Source organism: Corynebacterium callunae DSM 20147 (genome assembly GCF_000344785.1).
Taxonomy (GTDB): domain Bacteria; phylum Actinomycetota; class Actinomycetes; order Mycobacteriales; family Mycobacteriaceae; genus Corynebacterium; species Corynebacterium callunae.
This window is the reverse complement of record NC_020506.1, coordinates 876298-895903: the sequence shown is the minus strand read 5'-3', so window position 1 is coordinate 895903 and position 19606 is coordinate 876298. Positions and strand designations below refer to the sequence as shown.

Below are 19606 nucleotides of genomic sequence, written 5' to 3'. Positions count from 1 at the left end.
TTAACTAACCTACTCACTGGTGAGAGTAACCTCTACCTCACGAGTCTGCGAGGTGTTCGGCTCAGTAAGTGTGAGGGTAACAGTTTCACCAAAATCTTGGGAGCGAACAGCTGCGATTAATGCATCAGCACTGTCAATCACACGATCATTTAGCTTGGTTACTACGTCGCCAGGCTGCAAACCAGCGGCAGCACCCGGGCCACCATCTTGCACAGTTGCGATTAGTGCGCCGCTTACAGACTCATCAGCACTTACCTGAACCCCAAGCATAGGCTGGGTGGCGGTTCCGGTCTCAATAAGCTGATCAGCCACACGCTTGGCAAAGTTAGATGGGATTGCAAAGCCAAGACCAATAGAACCTGAGGTATCGCTAGAGGTGGACAGCGAGGCAATAACCGAGTTCATACCAATGAGGTTGCCCTGCATATCAACCAAAGGACCGCCTGAGTTGCCTGGGTTAATCGCAGCGTCGGTCTGGATGGCATCGATAAGGGAAGACTCTTCACCTTCACCAGAAGCACGGACTGGACGATTCAGTGCAGAAACAATACCAGTGGTTACCGTAGAACTCAGGCCCAATGGTGAACCAACTGCCATGACTGATTGTCCAACTCCAAGCGCATCGGAGTCACCAAAGCTCATTACAGGCAGATTAGAAGCATCCTTAATCTTGATCACCGCGATATCAGTTGAGGCATCGCCAGCAACAAACTCTGCTTCCTTAGTGCTGCCATCTGACATGGTGACCTGTAGAACTCCGCTTTGCTCAATGCCAGCTACCACATGGTTATTGGTCATAACATAACCATCGGAAGAAATAATGGAGCCTGAGCCCTCGGAGGTTGAGGTACGAGTAATGGCTTGAATTGATACAACCGATGGCAATACTGCCGCAGCGACCTGCTCAGCAGAGCCTTGTTCTGCATTGGTGGTGCGTTGCACAGATGGTTGATCAAGGGAGTTAACCGGTGCTGCAGAGTTAGAACCGAATTGAGTGGTTGCAATTCCAACTACACTGCCGGTAACTACTGAGCCAACGAGCATAAGCGCCAATGCAGAACCGAGACCGACAGTCTTCTTCTTTTTTGGTTCTTCAGGTGCCGCTTCTGGTTGACTATCCCAGCTGGTCCACGTTTGTTGCTGTCCAGCTTCAGTAGTTCCCCATTGTGGGTAAGAGCTACGCACAGGTTCAAAAGAATTGGTTTCGGAGGAGTTGTCGTTCTCTCCGGGGAATGAATTTGTCATGCTCATGATTATGAACTTCCTGGCTGGAGAGCCACTACCAGCGTTCTGAACACTTCCTGTGAGCTCATTAGTGGTTTGATCGTCTTAAGTTTCAAAGTCGCTGCCACCAGGTCTTCCTGGCAGGTCGATAATAATCTTGGTGCCTCCGTCATCAGAATCAGAGACTTCCAAATTTCCGAAGTGTCGCTGGACAACCTGATAGACAATTGACAAACCCAGTCCGGATCCTGGCATGGAGCGTGAGCTCACGGCCCGATAAAAACGTTCAAAAACTAGTTCACGGTCTTCAGGAGAAATACCCGGGCCGGAATCCTCAACAGTGATGCGGACAAAACCATCACTCAAAGGCCGCAATGCCACACGAACGATGCCCTTTTCGGGAGACCACTTGATGGCATTATCCAAAACATTTACTAGCGCACGAGTTAAAGAAAACTCATCGCCGTTAATGGTCCAGGGAATTGACTCAACAATTTTGATCTGGACACCGAGGCGACGGCTGGCAACTCGACCCAACGCAGTATCAAGTACATGCTCCAGCTGGATCTGCTCAGATACTTCCCGGCTTTCCTCGCGAGCCAAATCCACCAGATCTCCGATAAGCGTTGACATCTCCGTCATCTGTGCCAGCACATCGCGTTCCAAATCTTTGCGATCCTGCTCTGAAATAGCTGGCATATCTGGACGAGTGGACATCATCAATAGCTCAATATTGGTACGCATCGACGTCAGTGGAGTTTTAAGCTCGTGTCCAGCATCAGCAACGAATTGAGATTGACGTTGTCGCGATTCCCGCAATGCTTTAAGCATTGCATTAAAACTGACGGTCAAACGCGCAAGCTCATCATTGCCAACTACTGGAATTCCTCGGAGATCATCCGTCCGCGCAATCTCATCCACCGCATTTTGGAGGCGTACCAATGGCCGTAGCCCTGCGTTGGCAATAAAGAATCCTAATAAAATAGAGACGAGCACTCCGACGCCACCAATGGTGAGCAACAATATTCCAAGCGTTGAAATTAGCCGATGGGTTTCGGTGACATCTTTAGCAAGAATGACAGCCGCACCTGATTCATCCTTTTTCACCAGGATGCGCTCTGTCGAGGTATTCATCATCTGAGTACCAGAATCGGCATTCTCCAAAACGATGCTACCTGGCAGCGCGATGCTATCGCCGACGACAAAATCCCAATGTGGCGGAGCGAAAGCAACCCGTAATCCAGTATTGAAGACTTTTAAGCCCTCAAGTTCATGATCAACGTGAGCATAAAAATCAGGTTCGGCGGCACGGCTTAATAAAGCGTCTGCCTTTTGCTCGAGATCCCTATCAACTGAGGCTGTTAAAAATGAGGACACTGTCCAATATGCCGCCACGGTAATAATTCCCACCGCAATGGCAACAAGGGTGGCACTTAAAAGGGAAAGGCGCCACCTTAAGGAGGTTGAATGGCTCCAACCTCCTGGTTCACTTTTTTCAGTGATGTGCTGCTCAGAGTCCGACTCAATGCGACGTAATGTCACGGAGCGGTCTCCCGCAAGACGTATCCCACCCCACGCACGGTGTAGATCAAACGGCTTTCGCCCTCTTGTTCAGTCTTACGGCGTAGGTAGCCGATATAAACTTCCAGCGCATTTCCGGAGGTCGGGAAATCATAACCCCACACCTCTTCCAAGATGGCCGAACGTGAAAGCACCCGGCGAGGATTTTGCATCAATAATTCCAGCAGGGAGAACTCAGTGCGGGTAAGGCTGATAATTCTCCCGTTACGGGTGACATCGCGAGTTTCTGGATTAAGCCTAAGATCGCCAAAGGATAGTTCAGTGCGATCAACCAATGACTGGTTAGATTCTGCTGCAGAACGACGTACAAGAGAACGCACACGTGCAAGCAATTCTTCCAGAGCGAAAGGCTTAGCCAGGTAATCATCCGCGCCGGCATCTAGGCCACCTACGCGGTCGGAGACATTGTCTCGAGCTGTCAGCACCAAGATGGGGCGATCATCGCCTTCGCTTCTCAGTTGCCGACATACTTCCAAACCATCCAAATGCGGCATCATTACATCCAGAATCACCAAACCAGGCTGTTCCCTATCAATTACTTCAAGGGCTTGAATGCCGTCCTCAGCGAGAATCACGTTGTATCCGTTGAATGTAAGCGACCTACGCAATGATTCGCGTACAGCTTGCTCATCATCAACAACCAAAATCTTCATTATTACTCTTCTCGCAATAGGCCACGCGACACCACATTAAAAGCGCGCAACGCAAGCATTTTGACGCCTGTATAACTAGTTTCGCATATGCTAACACCATTGCATAACAAAGAAGCCGGTTACAACCCCCATATTTTGGGGGCATAACCGGCTTCTATTCAAATCCTTATACTCTACTTAAAGAGCCTTAAGTATTTGGTTATTTTTAGAACTGCTCTACGTCTACAAGACCGAGCTGAGCTGCCTTGACAAGACGGCGTGGGATGCGAACGGTCTGGCCGTCGACCTTTACCTCTTGAAGGGCAACGTTGTCAGCCTTCCACTGGGAACGGCGCATGCGAGTGTTCGCACGTGACATCTTGCGCTTTGGAACTGCCATTGGTTTCCCTCCTATGCCTTCTTCTTGCGGCGAGCCATGCCGCCGAAGCGACGCTCGAACTTCTCAACACGACCAGCGGTGTCCATGACACGCTGAGCGCCGGTCCAGAACGGGTGGGACTCACTGGTTACGTCAACGACGATCAGTGGGTACTCATTTCCGTCCTCCCAGGACACGGTGCGGTCGCTGGTAGCGGTGGACTTAGTCAGGAACTGGAAGCCAGTACCTGCGTCCTGGAAGACTACCGCATGGTAGTCAGGGTGGATATCCTTCTTCATTTACTCTCGATTCCCTCAGGATAGAAACTTCAGGTCGGTTCCAGCATTTTTGCGGATCGTGCCCGAGTTGGGTTCGGTAAGTATGCACTGCCGAGAATTTGGCAATGAACCTCCAATACCTTACACCTGTTGCGAGAGAACTAAAAATCCACTATATATCTGGGCCTTATTTAATACTGAGTACTTCCCCAAGTTAATTGCCCCTGCAGAGGCGATTAGGTGTTTCGGCACATGGTATGTAGACTTGTCCCTTGCTGTTGTCGTAAATATTCGTTATCGCCCCGTCAGCTGGCATGCTCGCGCCCCGGTGTCTCCGGTGCGGCGCGTCTTCTAACTGAATGTGGGCGGCTAGGAGAAAGTAAGTTATGTCGGCACATTGCCAGGTAACGGGACGCAAGCCGAGTTTCGGCAAGTCTGTCTCACACTCGCACCGACGCACTTCCCGCCGTTGGAACCCCAACGTGCAGCGTCGTAAGTTCTACGTCCCCTCCGAGGGCCGTACCATCACTCTGACCGTTTCCACCAAGGGTCTGAAGGTCATTGACCGCGACGGCATCGAAGCCGTTATCGCTCAGATTCGCGCACGTGGGGAGAAAATCTAGTGGCACGTAATGATATCCGCCCCATCATTAAGCTGAAGTCTACTGCTGGCACTGGTTACACCTATGTCACCCGTAAGAACAAGCGCAACAACCCAGATCGTATCACCCTAAAGAAGTACGATCCGGTAGTCCGTAAGCACGTCGAATTCCGCGAGGAGCGATAATCAATGGCTAAGAAGTCAAAGATCGCCAAGAACGAGCAGCGCAAGGAAATCGTCGCCCGCTACGCGGAGCGTCGCGCTGAGCTCAAGGCCATTATCCGTAACACGAACACCTCTGATGAGGATCGTCTAGACGCACAGTTCGAACTGAACCGTCAGCCACGTGACGCTGCACAGGTTCGCGTTCGTAACCGCGACGCACACGATGGTCGCCCACGCGGCTACCTCCGCAAGTTCGGTGTTTCCCGTGTCCGTATGCGCGAGATGGCTCACCGTGGTGAGCTTCCCGGCGTTCGTAAGTCCAGCTGGTAAGGGAGTTTACCAATGAAGCAGCGTAATAACGCTAAGCGTGTCCGCCTTGAGCAGACCCGCCGCCCAAAGAAGAACCCGCTGAAGGCAGCGGGCATCGAGAAGGTTGACTACAAGGACATCAACACCCTTCGTCAGTTCATCTCCGACCGCCACAAGATCCGCTCACGTCGTGTCACCGGCCTGACCCCGCAGCAGCAGCGCGAGGTTGCAACCGCCGTGAAGAACGCACGCGAGATGGCTCTCCTGCCGTTCACCAGCCGCTAAGACTGGGAATAACGTAACAGCGACTTCCAAAGAACCGCCTGTTCCTATGCAATTAGGAATGGGCGGTTCTTTCTATGTCCATGGCACGGTGTACCTTTATAACGACAAGCAATTTGGCTCATAGAAGGATCCCACAGTGCTCCACCCCTCATTGATCGATCTCGCAGAGAGCGCCCCCGAATGCACCGATCTTGCCACCGTTCGGGGCGTGCTGACAGAATCCTTAGACCTCCTCAGTAATGCTCTCCACCATGGGGAAGATCCAGCGGAGTTGGCGGGCTGGTTATCCCAAGTTATTACTGATGCCTTCCACTCCCCTGGCCTTGACGCCACCGTGGTTCTCACCGGCCCCGTGGGACGTGGAGACGCGCTGCCTACCTCACCCGTGCGGTGGCTGGCGGTCGTCGAAAAGCAAGAAGACAACCCCAATGACATGATCTCTGCACTTTTGACGGAGATCGGATTTGTCGCTGAGCCAATTGGGGCGGCAACCCGTGAGGAGTGGGAGGCTCGCGCCCGTGCTGGCGAGGAACCTGCAGCTTTCTTGGATGCCGGCACTTGGGTAGCCTCCATTGCGCAGGTTGATGATAAAGCGCTGCTGCGTGACGCACTTGATGCGCGCCCACCAGCGGTAGAAACCTATGAAGGTCTTCCTTCTTTGGACATGGTTGTGAATGTCCGTGAGAATCTTATGATTCCGACCGTAAAGGTTGCGCGTTGGGCTGCACACCGAGCTGGCTCGCTGGCACCAACAACAGCACAGCGCCTCATTGACGCCCGTGGTGTGCTGACGCTGGATGAAACAGATGCGCTAACACAGGTCTGGAAATCTGCACTAAGCTTGCAGTCAAAGCGGTGGATGGATCATATTCACGATAAAGAAACCACTGCTTGGGAGCTTCCAGCTCTGCAGCGTGCAACTTTTGGTGCCTCTGCTCGATTGCTCTCCGAGGTCATTCGATCAATCGAGGCAAGGGAGTTTGAGGGGGGCAAATAGCAACTTCTACATATAAGTGGCTAAACTCTTCTAGACCAATAGGTTGTTCAACATAATTTTCTAAAGGAAGTGAAAGTAAGCCATGGCAGGAGCAGTGGGACGCCCCCGGAGATCGGCTCCGCGACGTTCGGGAAAGAACCCTCGCGAGGAGATTTTGGATGCCTCCGCTGAGCTCTTCACCCGCCAGGGCTTTGCAACAACTTCCACCCATCAAATTGCTGATGCAGTGGGAATTCGTCAAGCATCGCTTTACTATCACTTCCCTTCCAAGACGGAAATCTTCCTCACCTTGCTAAAGTCCACGGTGGAGCCTTCCACTGTGCTGGCGGAAGATCTTAATTCCCTCGATGCTGGCCCCGAGCTTCGCCTTTGGGCAATCGTTGCCGCTGAGGTCCGTCTTTTGCTCTCAACTAAGTGGAACGTCGGACGCCTCTACCAGCTGCCAATCGCAGCTTCTGAGGAATTCGCCGAGTACCACGCCCAGCGTGATGCACTCACCGCAGTTTTCCGCGACCTCGCCGCCGAAATCATCGGCGACGATCCTCGCGTGGAACTCCCATTCCACATCACCATGTCCGCGATTGAAATGCGCCGCAACGACGGCACCGTGCCCAGCCCCCTGGGAGATTCCATACCGGACACCGCAATTATGCTTGCCGACGCCTCCCTCGCCGTGCTGGGCGCTAAATTGCCAGAGGATAGGGTTGAAAAAACCCTAAACCTCATCAAACAGGCTGACGCGAAATAATTCTTTCCGCCTGAGCGACCAAAGGCGCGTCTATCATCTGGCCATCGAGCTGGAAAGCCCCGGGATGTTGTGCTGCTTTTTCAACTACCCGGCGAGCCCATTCCAACTGCTGGGGCTCCGGACGATAGGCGCGTCTTACTATGTCCACCTGCCGCGGGTGAATACACGCCGTTGCGGCAAACCCCGAGCGCGCAGCATCCAACGCCTCTGTATACAGCCCCTCATCATCGTGAAAATCTGCATGGATAGCATCAATCGAGAATTTTCCATTTGCCGCTGCATGAATATGCATTAGTGCGCGGCTAAGCCGCATGGTGTCTCGGTAGCCTTCATTTGGTTCATCTGCTTGGAAGCGTGAATGAGTGCCTCCCATTAGCGTGGTGAGGTCCTCTGCACCCCAGAAGAGTCCAACTACCCGCGGATCACTGGCGATCTTGGCGATATTGGCCACCGCTAGTGGGGTTTCGATCATCGCAATAATGTCCAAGCCCGCAATGTCTGGCAATTCTGCTTGCAGCTTAGGAATCATCACCAGCTGGAATTGGCTGGTTTTCACCATGTTGATATCTGCTGCAAAGTGCGGGCTTTGAGGTCCGACAACTCGGACGATGATGCGAGCTGGATCTAATCCACAATTAATGATGTTTTGGTAGGCAACTTCCCTATCAACATCACCCGCACCATCCTCCAAGTCCAAAATAACTGCATCCGCACGCGAAGCTTTGGGGATAATTTCGGCACGTCCTGCGGGAGCAAAAAGCACAGCTCCAGAAATTTGAGTCATACCTACATTTTTACGCGAAAATGGGCAGACCGAAGTCTGCCCATTTTATTTTTTAGCTCTTAGTGAGCGAAGTGACGGGAACCGGTGAGATACATGGTCACGCCAGCCTTGTTGGCTGCCTCGATGACCTCGTTATCACGAATGGATCCGCCAGGCTGCACAACAGCCTTAACGCCGGCTTCTGCCAAGACCTCAAAACCATCAGCGAATGGGAAGAAGGCATCAGATGCTGCAACAGAACCAGCAGCGCGCTCTGCACCTGCTCGATCAACTGCCAAGCGTGCCGAATCAACTCGGTTAACCTGACCCATGCCGACACCAACAGTGGCGCCATTCTTAGCCAACAAAATGGCATTGGACTTCACAGCGCGAACTGCGGTCCAAGCAAATTCCAGATCCTGCAAAACCTCAGCAGAAACTGCTTCGCCAGCTGCCAAAGTCCAGTTGGAGGAGTCGTCGCCCTCAGCGTGAATCAAATCGCGCTCCTGGACCAAAACGCCGCCAGAGATCTCACGGGTTTCAAATCCAGCACGGGTTGGAGCCTCAGCCTGCAAGATACGGATGTTCTTCTTCTGGCTCAAGATCTCTACAGCGCCCTCTTCATAGGAAGGAGCAATAATGACCTCAGTGAAGATCTCAGCAACCTGGTGCGCCATCTCTACGGAAACTTCACGGTTGGAAGCGATAACGCCACCGAAAGCAGATACTGAGTCACAAGCATGTGCCTCGCGGTGAGCTGCTGCGATGGACTCATCGGAGACTGCAATGCCACAAGGGTTTGCATGCTTGATGATGGCTACACAAGGACGCTCATGATCCCAAGCTGCACGCCATGCAGCATCAGAATCGGTGTAGTTGTTGTAGCTCATTTCCTTACCATGGAACTGCTGAGCCTGTGCCAAACCGTTGGTGTTGCCAACGTAGAGCGCAGCAGCCTGGTGTGGGTTCTCGCCATAACGCAAGTTACGAGCCAAGGTGTGGGTGCTGCCGATCCAACCTGGGAATTCGGTCTCGGTATCGTCAGCAGCGAGCTGCTCACTCATCCAGGTAGCGACGGTGACATCGTAGGTTGCGGTGTGGCGGAATGCCTCTGCAGCCAACTTGGTGCGCTCAGCGCGGGAGAAGCCACCGGTCTTAAGAGCCTCGATGACATCTTCATAACGATTTGGAGAAACCACAACGGCAACAGATGGGTGGTTCTTAGCTGCTGCACGAACCATGGATGGCCCTCCGATATCGATCTGCTCAACGCAGGCATCAAAATCGGCGCCAGAGGCCACGGTCTCGGCGAAAGGATAAAGGTTGACGACTACAAGCTGGAAAGGAGCAATCTCGAGCTCCTTGAGCTGACGCAGGTGATCATCCTTGCGGGTGTCTGCCAAAATTCCAGCGTGAACCTTGGGATGTAGCGTCTTAACGCGGCCCTCGAGGCACTCTGGGAATCCGGTGAGTTCTTCAACCGGAGTAACAGGGATTCCAAGTTCCGCAATTTTTGCTGCGGTGGATCCGGTGGAAACAATTTCTACATTGGCACTGTGCAGCGCCTTAGCCAGATCCTCCAGACCTGTCTTGTCGTATACGCTAATTAACGCGCGTTTAATAGCCTTAAGATCATCGCTCATGAAGGATTAGCCTCTCCAGTTGAGTTGTACGCCACCCTGACGGGAAAATTCCACGTTATTCAGGACTTCCACAATAAGTTTACGCTCAACCTGCTTGATTCTTTCATGCAGGCTGGATTCATCATCCCCGCTCAGCACCTCCACTGCTTTTTGCGCAATGATCGGGCCGGTATCAACGCCAGCATCAACAAAGTGCACAGTTGAGCCGGTGATTTTAACTCCATAAGCCAATGCATCCCTGACCGCATGAGCGCCAGGGAAAGAAGGCAAAAGAGCGGGGTGGGTATTAATAATGGAAGGGAACCTTGATAAGAACCCCTCCCCTAGGATCTTCATGAATCCCGCCGAGACCACCACATCCGGAGTACTCTCGGCGACGGCATCTGCCAGTTCCGCATTCCACGCAGCTCGGTCTGCACCCAGCTTAACGACGTTTGTCTTTATTCCAGCTTGTTTAGCCTTTTCAAGTGCGGGGCAATCAACATCAGAGACTACGCCTGCGATGCGGTAGGAACCTTGTGCTTCGATGATGGACTGTAAGAGTGTTCCAGTCCCCGAAGCTAAAACGACAATGGTGGTCGTTGAGTCGGAATTCACAGGAAACATGTTAATGGGAATCCGGCTTAGAACCATCATCGGAGGCATCGATTTCTTCATCGGCCTCTACTTCAGGCTCAGGTTCTACCGATTCCTCTTCAATTTCTTCCTCAGACTCTTCCTCAGACTCTTCCTCTTCTTCGGGTTCTTCCACTACTTCAGGTTCCGCTACTGGAGCCACGATTACTGGGGTGCGCAATCTATCAATACCAAAGATGAGTGTTCCAACAATAAGGAGATAGACCAGCGCCAATCCGCCAGCGATCAACAGGTTTAGACCAACGTAGTTATAAACGCCCAGTACACCGCCAGAGAACAAACCAAGCAACATGATAAATACGGCAGCAAAAACCGCGGTTGCGATATTCACACTTAAACGCATGGGATTCTTAACAAAGATCCACGCTGCTACTGCTGCAGGAATAACAAGCAATACAACTCCCCACTGTGGAGCTGTCGCCGGCAGCGCAGCCAAAATAGGAAGTGGAGGCATGGGAACCATGTGGACACTAAATAGGCTGATGGAGGCTTCGCCAAAGCTTAATGGAGCTCCGAGAATCATTCCCATCGCATAAACCACCATATTGGGGAGATAAAGCAAACTAAGGAGAATTAGGGCGACGATGGATGCTCCATCGTAACCAGCCAGGGTCTCGCCAAATGCTTGGTGATTAACTGCTGTAATAATCAACACAATTACTGTTGCGACGGCGGCGTAGGCGAGAATAAATCGTCTTGCCTGAGACCCGGCGTCGATAAGCCACTCTGCAACACCGTACCGGCGCGCCAACGCGCGCCACAGTCGAGGCCCCATGCCCAAGAACATGGCGCAGATATGTAAGAGCAAAATGCGTAGCAGCCAGAGTACGGGTGGAACACCGACATTAAGGACGCTGGAAGCATCCAAGAGCATCGCCCACGCGATAACACTGAGGACTAGTGGAGTGGCGACGGTAAGCGCCAAAAGCACAAAGAGATCTGCGATGCTGACGCGATCTTTAACAGCTTGGTGGACTCGCCAAGCAATGGCCCAAAATAGGATAAGTGCTGGCAGCATAGGGAAAACTGTGATCGTTTGTCCACTGCCGGATACTCCGCCCATATTAAGAGCCAGCCATAATTGCGCGATTGTTGCTGGCAGGTTCACCATCGAAGTTGCGCTGAACATGAGGGCAACAACAGCGGTAATAATCACCAACAGCACTGCCACGCCATGCGGAATTAAGACCGTGGGTAAAAAGCGCTTAAGGCGTGATTGCTTCTTATCTGAGGCCTGAGCCGGCGTGGAGACCTGTGGCTTTGGTCGGCGGCGCCGAACTGAACCGGGCCGTGTCTGCGGACTATTATTCTTGCTCATCACCTGACAACTGTGCCACCAATTGGCCCAATTTTGGCGATGGCACGGCTTAACTTTCCTGAAAAGGTCTCAAAAATTTCAGAGTAAAAGGCTGATTTGTTATAGAAATTCAACATTTCACTTGCCCACTCGAAGCAATCCGGCTAGTGTTACTTCCGGTAGATAACAAGATGGTCACAATTGAACCTCGCTAACGTGATTTTCCGAAGGCGATTTCAAGCAGTTTGTGGCAATGATTGGAAGCAGGCGAAATTGCAGGAGCACACCCGAGGTGGCAAGCACCGCAAGCAAACCACTTCACAGGTAACCAGGGGTCGTGTCGCTTTTGTAGCGGTTGCAACCGGTGCAGTATCCACCGCCGGAGCTGGTGGAGCAGTAACTGCCCAGACTTCTGAACCTGCTGTAGAAGTTGATTACCAACTTGCTGCAAATGATGTTGCACCTGTCGGAAGCTCTGCACCGCAGATCCTCTCCATTGCTGAGTTCAAACCAGTGGTAAACCTTGGTGAGCAGATCACCAAGACCATCCAATACAATGCAGACCGCATCCAGGCTGACTTGGACGCTCGTGGCCCTTCAGTTGTAAAGCCTGCAGAAGGAAGCTACACCTCCGGTTTCGGTGCTCGTTGGGGCACAAACCACAATGGTATTGATATTGCCAATGCCATTGGAACCCCAATCCTTGCAGCTATGGATGGCACTGTCATCGACGCTGGTCCTGCTTCTGGTTTTGGTAACTGGGTTCGCTTGCAGCACGCTGATGGCACCATCACCGTTTATGGACACATGGAAACCGTTGAGGTCACCGTTGGCCAAACCGTCAAGGCCGGCGATCGCATCGCAGGTATGGGTAGCCGTGGATTCTCCACCGGTTCCCACCTTCACTTCGAGGTTTATCCTCAGGGCGGCGGAGCAATTGATCCAGCACCTTGGCTGGCAGAGCGCGGTATCACCCTTTAAAAATATTCTTAAGAATATTCTCACGAAAAAAGGCGACCATTAGGTCGCCTTTTCGTATTTCTAGAGTTTTTCCATTGGCACTCCACCAAGCAGCATCAATCGAACCTTGCCTTTGGATCCAAAGTCGATGGTCACTGTGGCACGAGAGCCTGCGCCGTCTGCAGCAATAACAGTGCCAAGACCATACTTGTCATGATTAACACGATCGCCCACTGCTAGCTCCAGTTGCCTATTGCGGCTCTTAACTGGAGGAGCCCAGGCGGAACTACGGGTTTCTTCCCGACGCCACTCAATGAGCTCAGCTGGAATCTCTTCCAAGAACCTCGATGGTGGATTTGTTACCGGATTGCCCCAAGAGCTACGCAGTAATGAACGTGTCAGGTACAGACGCTTGCGGGCGCGAGTAATTCCGACATAAGCCAAACGACGTTCCTCAGCAAGCTCTTTGGTATCACCGAGAGAACGCAAATGAGGGAATTGTCCGTCTTCCCAACCGGTTAGAAATACCACTGGAAATTCCAGCCCCTTGGCGGTGTGCAAGGTCATCAAGGTGACAACCCCATTTTCAGAATCTGGAATTTGATCGGCGTCCGCTACCAATGACACTCTTTCCAAAAAAGCCTGCAAGCTGCCTGGCTCTGGCTCCCCCTCTGCTGGTTCCTCATAAGCCAAACGGTTTGCGGCATCAGCGGAAAACTCGCGAGCTACTGAGACCAACTCATTCAAGTTATCCAGACGTGCACCATCTTGAGGATCATTGGAGGCTTCCAGCTCTGCCTTATAACCAGTCAGATCCAAGATGTGGTTGATTACACTTCCAATATCAGGGGTGACGGAATATTCCCCGCGCAGCGCGTCGAAAAGCTCATTAAACTTAATAACTGCGTTCTTGCCCCGGGCGCCGAGCAGGTCAACCTTGCCGTTGCCCGCGTCGATAAGCGCCTGTCCGAAGCTGACCTGGTTATTTTCAGCGTGCAGGGCGATAAAAGCCTGAGCGCGATCGCCGATGCCACGCTTTGGAGTGTTGATGATGCGGCGCAAATTGACGGTGTCATCAGGGTTTTCCAAGACGCGCAGATAGGCGATGATATCGCGGATTTCTTTACGCTCATAGAACTTCGTACCGCCGACCACCTTATAAGGAATGCCGGTGCGCATAAAAACATCTTCCAGAGCACGCGAAGAATTATTAGTACGGTACATAATCGCGATTTCTGAATAGTTCAGGCCGCGGTCTGCAAGGGTATCAATCTCAGATGCGATAAATCGAGCTTCATCATGCTCGTTGTCCGCCACGTAGCCAATGATTTTCTCGCCGTCCCCGAGGGAAGTCCACAACTTCTTAGGACGACGGTTTTCATTTTGGGAAATCACCGCGTTGGCCGCACTCAAAATCGTCTGGGTGGAACGATAGTTTTGCTCCAATAAAATCGTGCGAGCATTAGAGAAATCTCGCTCAAATTCCTCAATATTGCGGATGGTGGCGCCGCGGAAGGCATAAATTGACTGGTCAGAGTCGCCCACCACGCAAAGCTCCGCAGGGTCCTCATCAGGCTTGCCCACCAGGGTTGCAATCAGCTCATATTGCGCGTGGTTGGTGTCCTGGTATTCGTCGATGAGAACATGGCGGAATCGACGCCGATAATATTGCACAACTGCGGGGTGTTCGCGGAAAATTCGCACAGTTTCCCCAATGAGATCGTCAAAGTCCACTGCATTAGCGCGACGCAGCCGGCTTTGATATTCGGAGAAAGCCCTGGCTACCACAGTTTCATAAGGATTATGGGTGCGCTCAGCATCTGCGATTGCTTCTGCCGGAGTAATTAATTCATTTTTCAAATTGGAAATCGCGCCCAACAAAGTACGTGCGGAAAACTTCTTGATATCTAATTCCAGATCTTTGGCGATCATGGTGAGCAAACGCCTGGAATCATCAGAATCATAAATCGTGAAATTGGTATTAAGGCCGGGCACTAGTTGTGCCTGCTGACGCAAAATGCGTACACATACCGAGTGGAAAGTAGCCACCCACATGCGCTGCGCTACTGGGCCAACCAATTGGCTTACACGTTCACGCATTTCAGCAGCGGCTTTATTGGTAAAGGTAATGGCCCAAATCTCCTGTGGCTGCACTCCCCTATAGCGCATTAAATATGCGATTCGACGAGTAAGCACAGCAGTTTTTCCTGAACCGGCGCCTGCCACGATAAGCAAAGGAGAGCCGATATGTTCTACGGCTGCCCTTTGTTGTTCATTGAGCCCTTCAACAAGATCTGGGCTTTTGCTTGGATTAAAAGGTGAAGTATTCATTACCCCAATAACCTACTAGGTGGGGTGGACACACATAGTTTCGAGTTAAACATGGCAGAATAGTTCCCATGACTAACGCAGGTGAAAACTTCGAGATCAGGATGCCTTCTGGCACAGATGACCCACTATCTGATGCAGAAATTCAGAAGTATCGCGCGGAAATTAACCGTCTAGATCGCGAAATTATTGATGCAATTAAGCGTCGTACTACTATTTCTCAAACAATTGGAAAAACTCGCATGAGCTCTGGAGGCACGCGCCTGGTGCACACCCGCGAGGTTGCGATTATTAATCAATTCCGTGAAGAAATCGGCGAGGAAGGCCCAGCATTGGCTGGTATCTTATTGCGCCTGGGTCGCGGCAAGCTCGGTTAATCCACAATTTAAAAAATTTATTAACCACCCTGACCTGCTCTTATTTAAATGGTCAGGGTTTTTTTATGCCTGCTGGGAAGTTATCCACAGGTTGCGAACTGCGATAATTCCCCTCTGCGTTTGAAGACGATACATTGAGGGCGAGGAGGGATGATGATAGGAAATTTTTACACTGTTAATAACCCCAACAACCCGATCGCTGTTCAAAAAACCAAACTTCGAGAAATGGATCATCGATTCTGGAAAGACGTCCTGCCAGACGATGAGGAAGACCACTCCACCGCAATCGCTAGTTTGGCCACCGCAACTGGTGTTCCGCGTGATTATATTTCCCGCTTATCTATTGCCTTTGCCACTCTGAGAGATCTCCCCCAGCTCGAAACGCTACAAAATAATCTTTTCCACTTGGACTGCACTCGACTTATTGCAATTAGCAATGCCCTAGCTGGCATCAACCCCGAAAACCTCCCGGAAGCCGATCGTCTGCTCACCGAATTTCTCACCGCGACCTCACCGAATCAGGTCTTGCCCAGCGCCGCGTCTATTAGCCGCCGTATTAAAGACTTAAGAGATTTGCTTGACGACGCAAGAGCCACAGGTTCCCGTGGAACTCAGGATGATGCCAGTTTTGGAGTGGACTTCCATCCCGATGGCAGCGCTGAAATAGGCGCCACAGTTGATGCCGTAGATGGCTACATCATCAATGAAGCAGTCTCGCAACGCGCCAAAGCCAATGAACTCAGCTTTGGAGAAGCATTTAGTGACATTCTGCGTAATAAGATCAACGTCAAAGTAATCCTCAACCTCTACACAGCCTCTGATCTGGCGAATGCTCCAGTTTGGGCAAGTGGTATCGGTTGGCTTGACGCCAAAGCTGGAAAGTTCTGGTCTAAGCGCGCAACAAAAACTCGCGACATGGACGAAGCAGCAAAAATCACCACAACTAAGCACGACCCACCACCTGCGCTGCGAGCTGCCATCATCGGCCGCGATGGAACATGCCGCTTCCCCGGATGCTCAGTACCAGCCCACAAAGCTCAGATCGACCATCGAGTTCCTTTTGAAGAAAGTGGAAAAACCACTTTGGATGACTCTGCTGATCTCTGCCAGCATCACCACAATATGAAAACTGATGGACGGATAAATTATCTGATCGATCCTTATTCAGGAATCATTGTCTGGCTGATGGGCGATGGAACTTGGTCAGTTACCGAACCAAACGGACCGCTATCTCCGAAGAATGCGAGGTGGGCTCAAACGGTTTCACAACACCGCACTGCTTTTAACAAGCGTTGGACCACCTAAAGCGACAGGTTTCTCGTCGAAAAGCGGTGTTTAAAAAGTCATCTGCCCCCGTTTCGCTGCAGCAGGCCACACTCTCCGGCTACCCTAAAGTTATACCTACAACTTTAGAGGAGTTTTGATGCCAAACATTTCAACAACCGCAGCCTGGAAGCAACTTGCTGAGCATTATTCCACTTTTGATGGAACCACCTTGCGTGAGCTGTTTTCCGATGACACACGCGCAGAGAAGTTCACCTTTTCCGCGGCTGGCTTGCACGTTGATCTATCCAAAAACTTGGCTAATGAAGAGACTTTAACTCGCCTACTCGCACTCACCGAGGAGGCGGGTCTACGCGGGCGCATTGATGACATGTTTGCCGGTGTGCATCTCAACAACACCGAGGATCGCGCCGTGCTGCATACTGCTTTGCGCCTTCCTGTGGAAGCAAACCTAGAGGTAGACGGCCAGGACGTCGTCGCAGATGTGCACGAGACCCTTGGTCGTATGCGTGACTTCGCTACTGCGCTTCGCTCCGGCAAGTGGCTCGGACACACCGGACACACCATCAAGAAGATCGTCAATATCGGCATCGGAGGCTCTGACCTCGGACCTGCAATGGCAACCAAGGCGCTTCGTTCCTACGCCACCGCCGGCATTACCGCTGAATTTGTCTCCAACGTTGACCCAGCCGACTTGGTCGCAACCTTGGAAGACCTGGATGCAGAATCCACCCTTTTTATTATCGCTTCCAAGACTTTCACCACTCAGGAAACCCTTTCCAATGCCCGTGCGGCGCGTGCCTGGCTGGTCGAAAAGTTGGGTGAAGATGCTGTTTCCAAGCACTTCGTCGCAGTGTCTACCAATGCGGAAAAGGTTGCTGAATTTGGCATTGACACCGCCAACATGTTTGGTTTCTGGGATTGGGTAGGCGGACGCTACTCCGTGGACTCCGCAGTTGGACTTTCCTTGATGGCAGTCATCGGACCTCGCGACTTCATGCGATTCCTCGGAGGCTTCCATGCCATGGATGAGCACTTCCGCACTGCTGAATTCTCCGAAAACATTCCGGTTCTAATGGGTCTGCTTGGCGTTTGGTACTCCGACTTCTATGGTGCAGAAACTCACGCAGTACTTCCATATTCTGAAGATCTCAGCCGTTTTGCTGCTTATCTGCAACAGTTGACCATGGAATCTAATGGCAAGTCTGTCCACCGTGATGGCACTCCAGTTTCCACCGGCACCGGCGAAATCTACTGGGGCGAGCCAGGCACCAACGGCCAGCATGCGTTCTTCCAGCTAATCCACCAGGGCACCCGCCTTGTGCCGGCAGACTTCATTGGCTTTGCCCGTCCCAAGAAGGATTTGCCAGCCGGTGATCGCAGCATGCATGACCTGCTCATGAGCAACTTCTTCGCACAGACCAAGGTTCTTGCTTTTGGTAAGACTGCGGAAGAGATCGCTGCTGAAGGTGTCGCAGCTGACTTGGTAAACCACAAGGTCATGCCTGGTAACCGACCAACCACCACCATCCTGGCTGAGGAACTTACCCCCGCAGTACTAGGTGCACTCATTGCTCTCTACGAGCACATCGTGATGGTTCAGGGTGTCATCTGGGATATCAACTCCTTTGACCAGTGGGGCGTCGAGCTCGGCAAACAGCAGGCAAATGACCTTGCTCCAGCTGTTTCCGGCGAGGAAGAAGTTAACTCCGGTGATTCCTCCACTGATTCATTGATCAAGTGGTACCGCTCCAATCGATAGGTAATCCCTTAGTATCGATTGGGTGAAATCCCCGCGGCTTTTAGCGCTGACTGCAATCGTCCTCACCTCCTTCAACCTACGCACGGCAATTACCGCCCTCGCACCGTTGGTTCCGGAGATTCAGACGGACCTCGCAGTCAGCGCTACGCATATCGGGGTCTTGGGAATGATTCCCACCGCCATGTTTGCATTAGCTGCTTTTGTGCTTCCTCGTTTGAAGCGGAAGCTCTCAACCTCGCAGCTCTTACTTTTTGCAATGCTGCTCACCGCCGCGGGGCAGCTTATCCGAGTGGTTGGTGGCGCCAACTTACTCACAATTGGCTCGATCCTCGCACTTTTTGCTATCGGCATAACCAACGCGCTGATGCCACTGGCAGTGCGGGAATATTTCCCGAACCATATCGCCAGTATGTCCACCACATATTTGGTGTCCTCCCAATTAGTGCAAGCCTCAGCCCCGATGCTCGCCGTACCCATTTCTTTATGGGCCGCGCATCTCGGCATTAGCGGTTGGCGAGTCTCCCTGGGGTCCTGGGCACTTTTAGGCTTAGCCGCCGCCGTAGCCTGGATCCCGCTTCTTACTTCAAGATCGGGAACTTCCAGCAATCAAAACCTTGAAGTAAATATGCTTCCGGTGTGGAAAACTTCCGTGGGCCTCGGCCTGGGTTTCATGTTTGGCTTTACATCCTTTTCGACCTATATTCTGATGTCGTTTTTGCCCCAAATGGTTTCCGATCCTCAGCTCGGCGCAATTCTTTTGGGCTGGTGGTCAATTTTAGGATTGCCCCTGAACATTCTCGGACCGTGGTTCGTGTCGCGCTTTAGAGATTCCTATCCACTTTTATTCACCGCCGGCATCTGCTTTCTCATCGGCAATGCAGGCCTGTGCCTCGCACCCATGGCTGCCCCGTGGCTGTGGGTTACGCTTTCCGGGCTCGGGCCTCTGGCTTTCCCCATGGCGCTTACCCTCATCAACTTCCGCGCCCGCAGCACCGCCGGCGCTGCGGCGCTTAGCTCATTTGCTCAGGGGCTGGGGTATTCAGTTGCGTGCCTCGGTCCGCTGCTCACCGGTTTGCTTCTCGACGCCACCCGGTCCTTTTCCTCAGTGTTGGTACTTTTCATCCTCGCAACGATCTTCGTTTTGATTGGTGGGTACTTTGCCACACGCGCTGTCCATGTCGAAGATCTTATTAATAGATAGGATGGCTACATGCGCGCCGAAAAACCCAAGTTAGCTTTCGACGAAACTTCTATAATCTCCGTCGTTTTATTCCTGACGGTTCTTGCAATACTTCATTGGGTGTTTCATGTCGGGTGGGTTTGGCAGCTGTTAATCATGTACCCCGTGATCCCAGCG

General features: G+C 52.1%; 21 protein-coding genes. 11 read left to right on the top strand and 10 right to left on the bottom strand.

Annotated features, from left to right (window positions below; genetic code table 11):
• Positions 1 to 9: 9 nt before the first annotated feature.
• The 5 genes from H924_RS04240 to H924_RS04220 form a co-directional block, all read right to left on the bottom strand.
• Entirely contained in the window at positions 10 to 1245 is a 1236-nt protein-coding gene (locus H924_RS04240) for a S1C family serine protease (RefSeq protein ID WP_015650718.1), read from the bottom strand.
• 84 nt (positions 1246 to 1329) lie between these two features.
• Positions 1330 to 2766 (bottom strand): sensor histidine kinase, encoded by a 1437-nt coding sequence (locus H924_RS04235; RefSeq protein WP_015650717.1) that lies wholly within the window; start codon positions 2764 to 2766, stop codon positions 1330 to 1332.
• A complete protein-coding gene (locus H924_RS04230; RefSeq protein WP_015650716.1) occupies positions 2763 to 3458 on the bottom strand; it encodes a response regulator transcription factor in 696 nt (231 codons plus the stop codon). Before H924_RS04230 ends, H924_RS04235 begins: the two co-directional genes overlap by 4 nt.
• A gap of 205 nt (positions 3459 to 3663) precedes the next feature.
• Positions 3664 to 3837, bottom strand: coding sequence for a 50S ribosomal protein L32 (gene rpmF, locus H924_RS04225; protein WP_015650715.1), 174 nt, complete (start codon positions 3835 to 3837; stop codon positions 3664 to 3666).
• Positions 3838 to 3848: 11 nt separating this feature from the next.
• Positions 3849 to 4115 carry a type B 50S ribosomal protein L31 gene (locus H924_RS04220; protein WP_015650714.1) on the bottom strand — a complete coding sequence of 89 codons (267 nt, stop codon included), beginning with the start codon at positions 4113 to 4115 and terminating at the stop codon, positions 3849 to 3851.
• Between the two features lie 365 nt (positions 4116 to 4480).
• Here H924_RS04220 and rpmB point away from each other — a divergent pair, with 365 nt between their 5' ends.
• The 6 genes from rpmB to H924_RS04190 all read left to right on the top strand — a co-directional run bounded on the left by rpmB (position 4481) and on the right by H924_RS04190 (position 7199).
• Positions 4481 to 4717, top strand: a complete 237-nt coding sequence (gene rpmB / locus H924_RS04215) for a 50S ribosomal protein L28 (RefSeq protein ID WP_015650713.1) — start codon at positions 4481 to 4483, stop codon at positions 4715 to 4717.
• On the top strand, positions 4717 to 4881 hold the full coding sequence (rpmG, locus tag H924_RS04210; RefSeq protein ID WP_006063179.1) for a 50S ribosomal protein L33: 165 nt from the start codon (positions 4717 to 4719) through the stop codon (positions 4879 to 4881). Before rpmB ends, rpmG begins: the two co-directional genes overlap by 1 nt.
• Before the next feature lie 3 nt (positions 4882 to 4884).
• Positions 4885 to 5190 (top strand): 30S ribosomal protein S14, encoded by a 306-nt coding sequence (rpsN, locus tag H924_RS04205; RefSeq protein ID WP_015650712.1) that lies wholly within the window; start codon positions 4885 to 4887, stop codon positions 5188 to 5190.
• 12 nt (positions 5191 to 5202) lie between these two features.
• Positions 5203 to 5454: a 30S ribosomal protein S18 gene (gene rpsR, locus H924_RS04200; protein WP_003858407.1), complete on the top strand. Its 252-nt coding sequence runs from the start codon at positions 5203 to 5205 to the stop codon at positions 5452 to 5454.
• Between the two features lie 136 nt (positions 5455 to 5590).
• The gene (locus tag H924_RS04195; protein WP_015650711.1) at positions 5591 to 6451 is read left to right on the top strand and encodes a hypothetical protein; all 861 of its coding nucleotides are present in this window, start codon (positions 5591 to 5593) and stop codon (positions 6449 to 6451) included.
• Between the two features lie 82 nt (positions 6452 to 6533).
• On the top strand, positions 6534 to 7199 hold the full coding sequence (locus tag H924_RS04190) for a TetR/AcrR family transcriptional regulator (RefSeq protein WP_015650710.1): 666 nt from the start codon (positions 6534 to 6536) through the stop codon (positions 7197 to 7199).
• Here H924_RS04190 and H924_RS04185 read toward each other — a convergent pair.
• Genes H924_RS04185 through H924_RS04170 form a run of 4 tightly spaced genes read right to left on the bottom strand, consistent with a single transcriptional unit; the run spans position 7177 to position 11559 of the window.
• Positions 7177 to 7983, bottom strand: coding sequence for an HpcH/HpaI aldolase/citrate lyase family protein (locus H924_RS04185; protein WP_015650709.1), 807 nt, complete (start codon positions 7981 to 7983; stop codon positions 7177 to 7179). The genes H924_RS04190 and H924_RS04185 overlap by 23 nt on opposite strands.
• A 59-nt stretch (positions 7984 to 8042) precedes the next feature.
• Positions 8043 to 9605: a bifunctional phosphoribosylaminoimidazolecarboxamide formyltransferase/IMP cyclohydrolase gene (gene purH, locus H924_RS04180; RefSeq protein ID WP_015650708.1), complete on the bottom strand. Its 1563-nt coding sequence runs from the start codon at positions 9603 to 9605 to the stop codon at positions 8043 to 8045.
• A gap of 6 nt (positions 9606 to 9611) precedes the next feature.
• Positions 9612 to 10211: a phosphoribosylglycinamide formyltransferase gene (purN, locus tag H924_RS04175; protein WP_015650707.1), complete on the bottom strand. Its 600-nt coding sequence runs from the start codon at positions 10209 to 10211 to the stop codon at positions 9612 to 9614.
• A 1-nt stretch (position 10212) separates the two neighbouring features.
• Positions 10213 to 11559, bottom strand: a complete 1347-nt coding sequence (locus H924_RS04170; RefSeq protein WP_015650706.1) for a cell division protein PerM — start codon at positions 11557 to 11559, stop codon at positions 10213 to 10215.
• A gap of 252 nt (positions 11560 to 11811) precedes the next feature.
• Here H924_RS04170 and H924_RS04165 point away from each other — a divergent pair, with 252 nt between their 5' ends.
• Positions 11812 to 12519 carry a M23 family metallopeptidase gene (locus H924_RS04165; protein ID WP_029703881.1) on the top strand — a complete coding sequence of 236 codons (708 nt, stop codon included), beginning with the start codon at positions 11812 to 11814 and terminating at the stop codon, positions 12517 to 12519.
• Positions 12520 to 12579: 60 nt separating this feature from the next.
• Here H924_RS04165 and pcrA read toward each other — a convergent pair whose 3' ends face one another.
• Positions 12580 to 14829, bottom strand: a complete 2250-nt coding sequence (pcrA, locus tag H924_RS04160) for a DNA helicase PcrA (protein WP_015650704.1) — start codon at positions 14827 to 14829, stop codon at positions 12580 to 12582.
• A 68-nt stretch (positions 14830 to 14897) separates the two neighbouring features.
• Here pcrA and H924_RS04155 point away from each other — a divergent pair, with 68 nt between their 5' ends.
• The 4 genes from H924_RS04155 (at position 14898) to H924_RS04140 (ending at position 19450) form a co-directional block, all read left to right on the top strand.
• On the top strand, positions 14898 to 15203 hold the full coding sequence (locus tag H924_RS04155) for a chorismate mutase (protein ID WP_015650703.1): 306 nt from the start codon (positions 14898 to 14900) through the stop codon (positions 15201 to 15203).
• A gap of 225 nt (positions 15204 to 15428) precedes the next feature.
• Positions 15429 to 16508, top strand: a complete 1080-nt coding sequence (locus H924_RS04150; RefSeq protein WP_245533899.1) for an HNH endonuclease signature motif containing protein — start codon at positions 15429 to 15431, stop codon at positions 16506 to 16508.
• Positions 16509 to 16626: 118 nt separating this feature from the next.
• Entirely contained in the window at positions 16627 to 18249 is a 1623-nt protein-coding gene (gene pgi / locus H924_RS04145) for a glucose-6-phosphate isomerase (protein ID WP_015650701.1), read from the top strand.
• Between the two features lie 22 nt (positions 18250 to 18271).
• On the top strand, positions 18272 to 19450 hold the full coding sequence (locus H924_RS04140; RefSeq protein WP_015650700.1) for an MFS transporter: 1179 nt from the start codon (positions 18272 to 18274) through the stop codon (positions 19448 to 19450).
• Positions 19451 to 19606 lie beyond the last annotated feature (156 nt).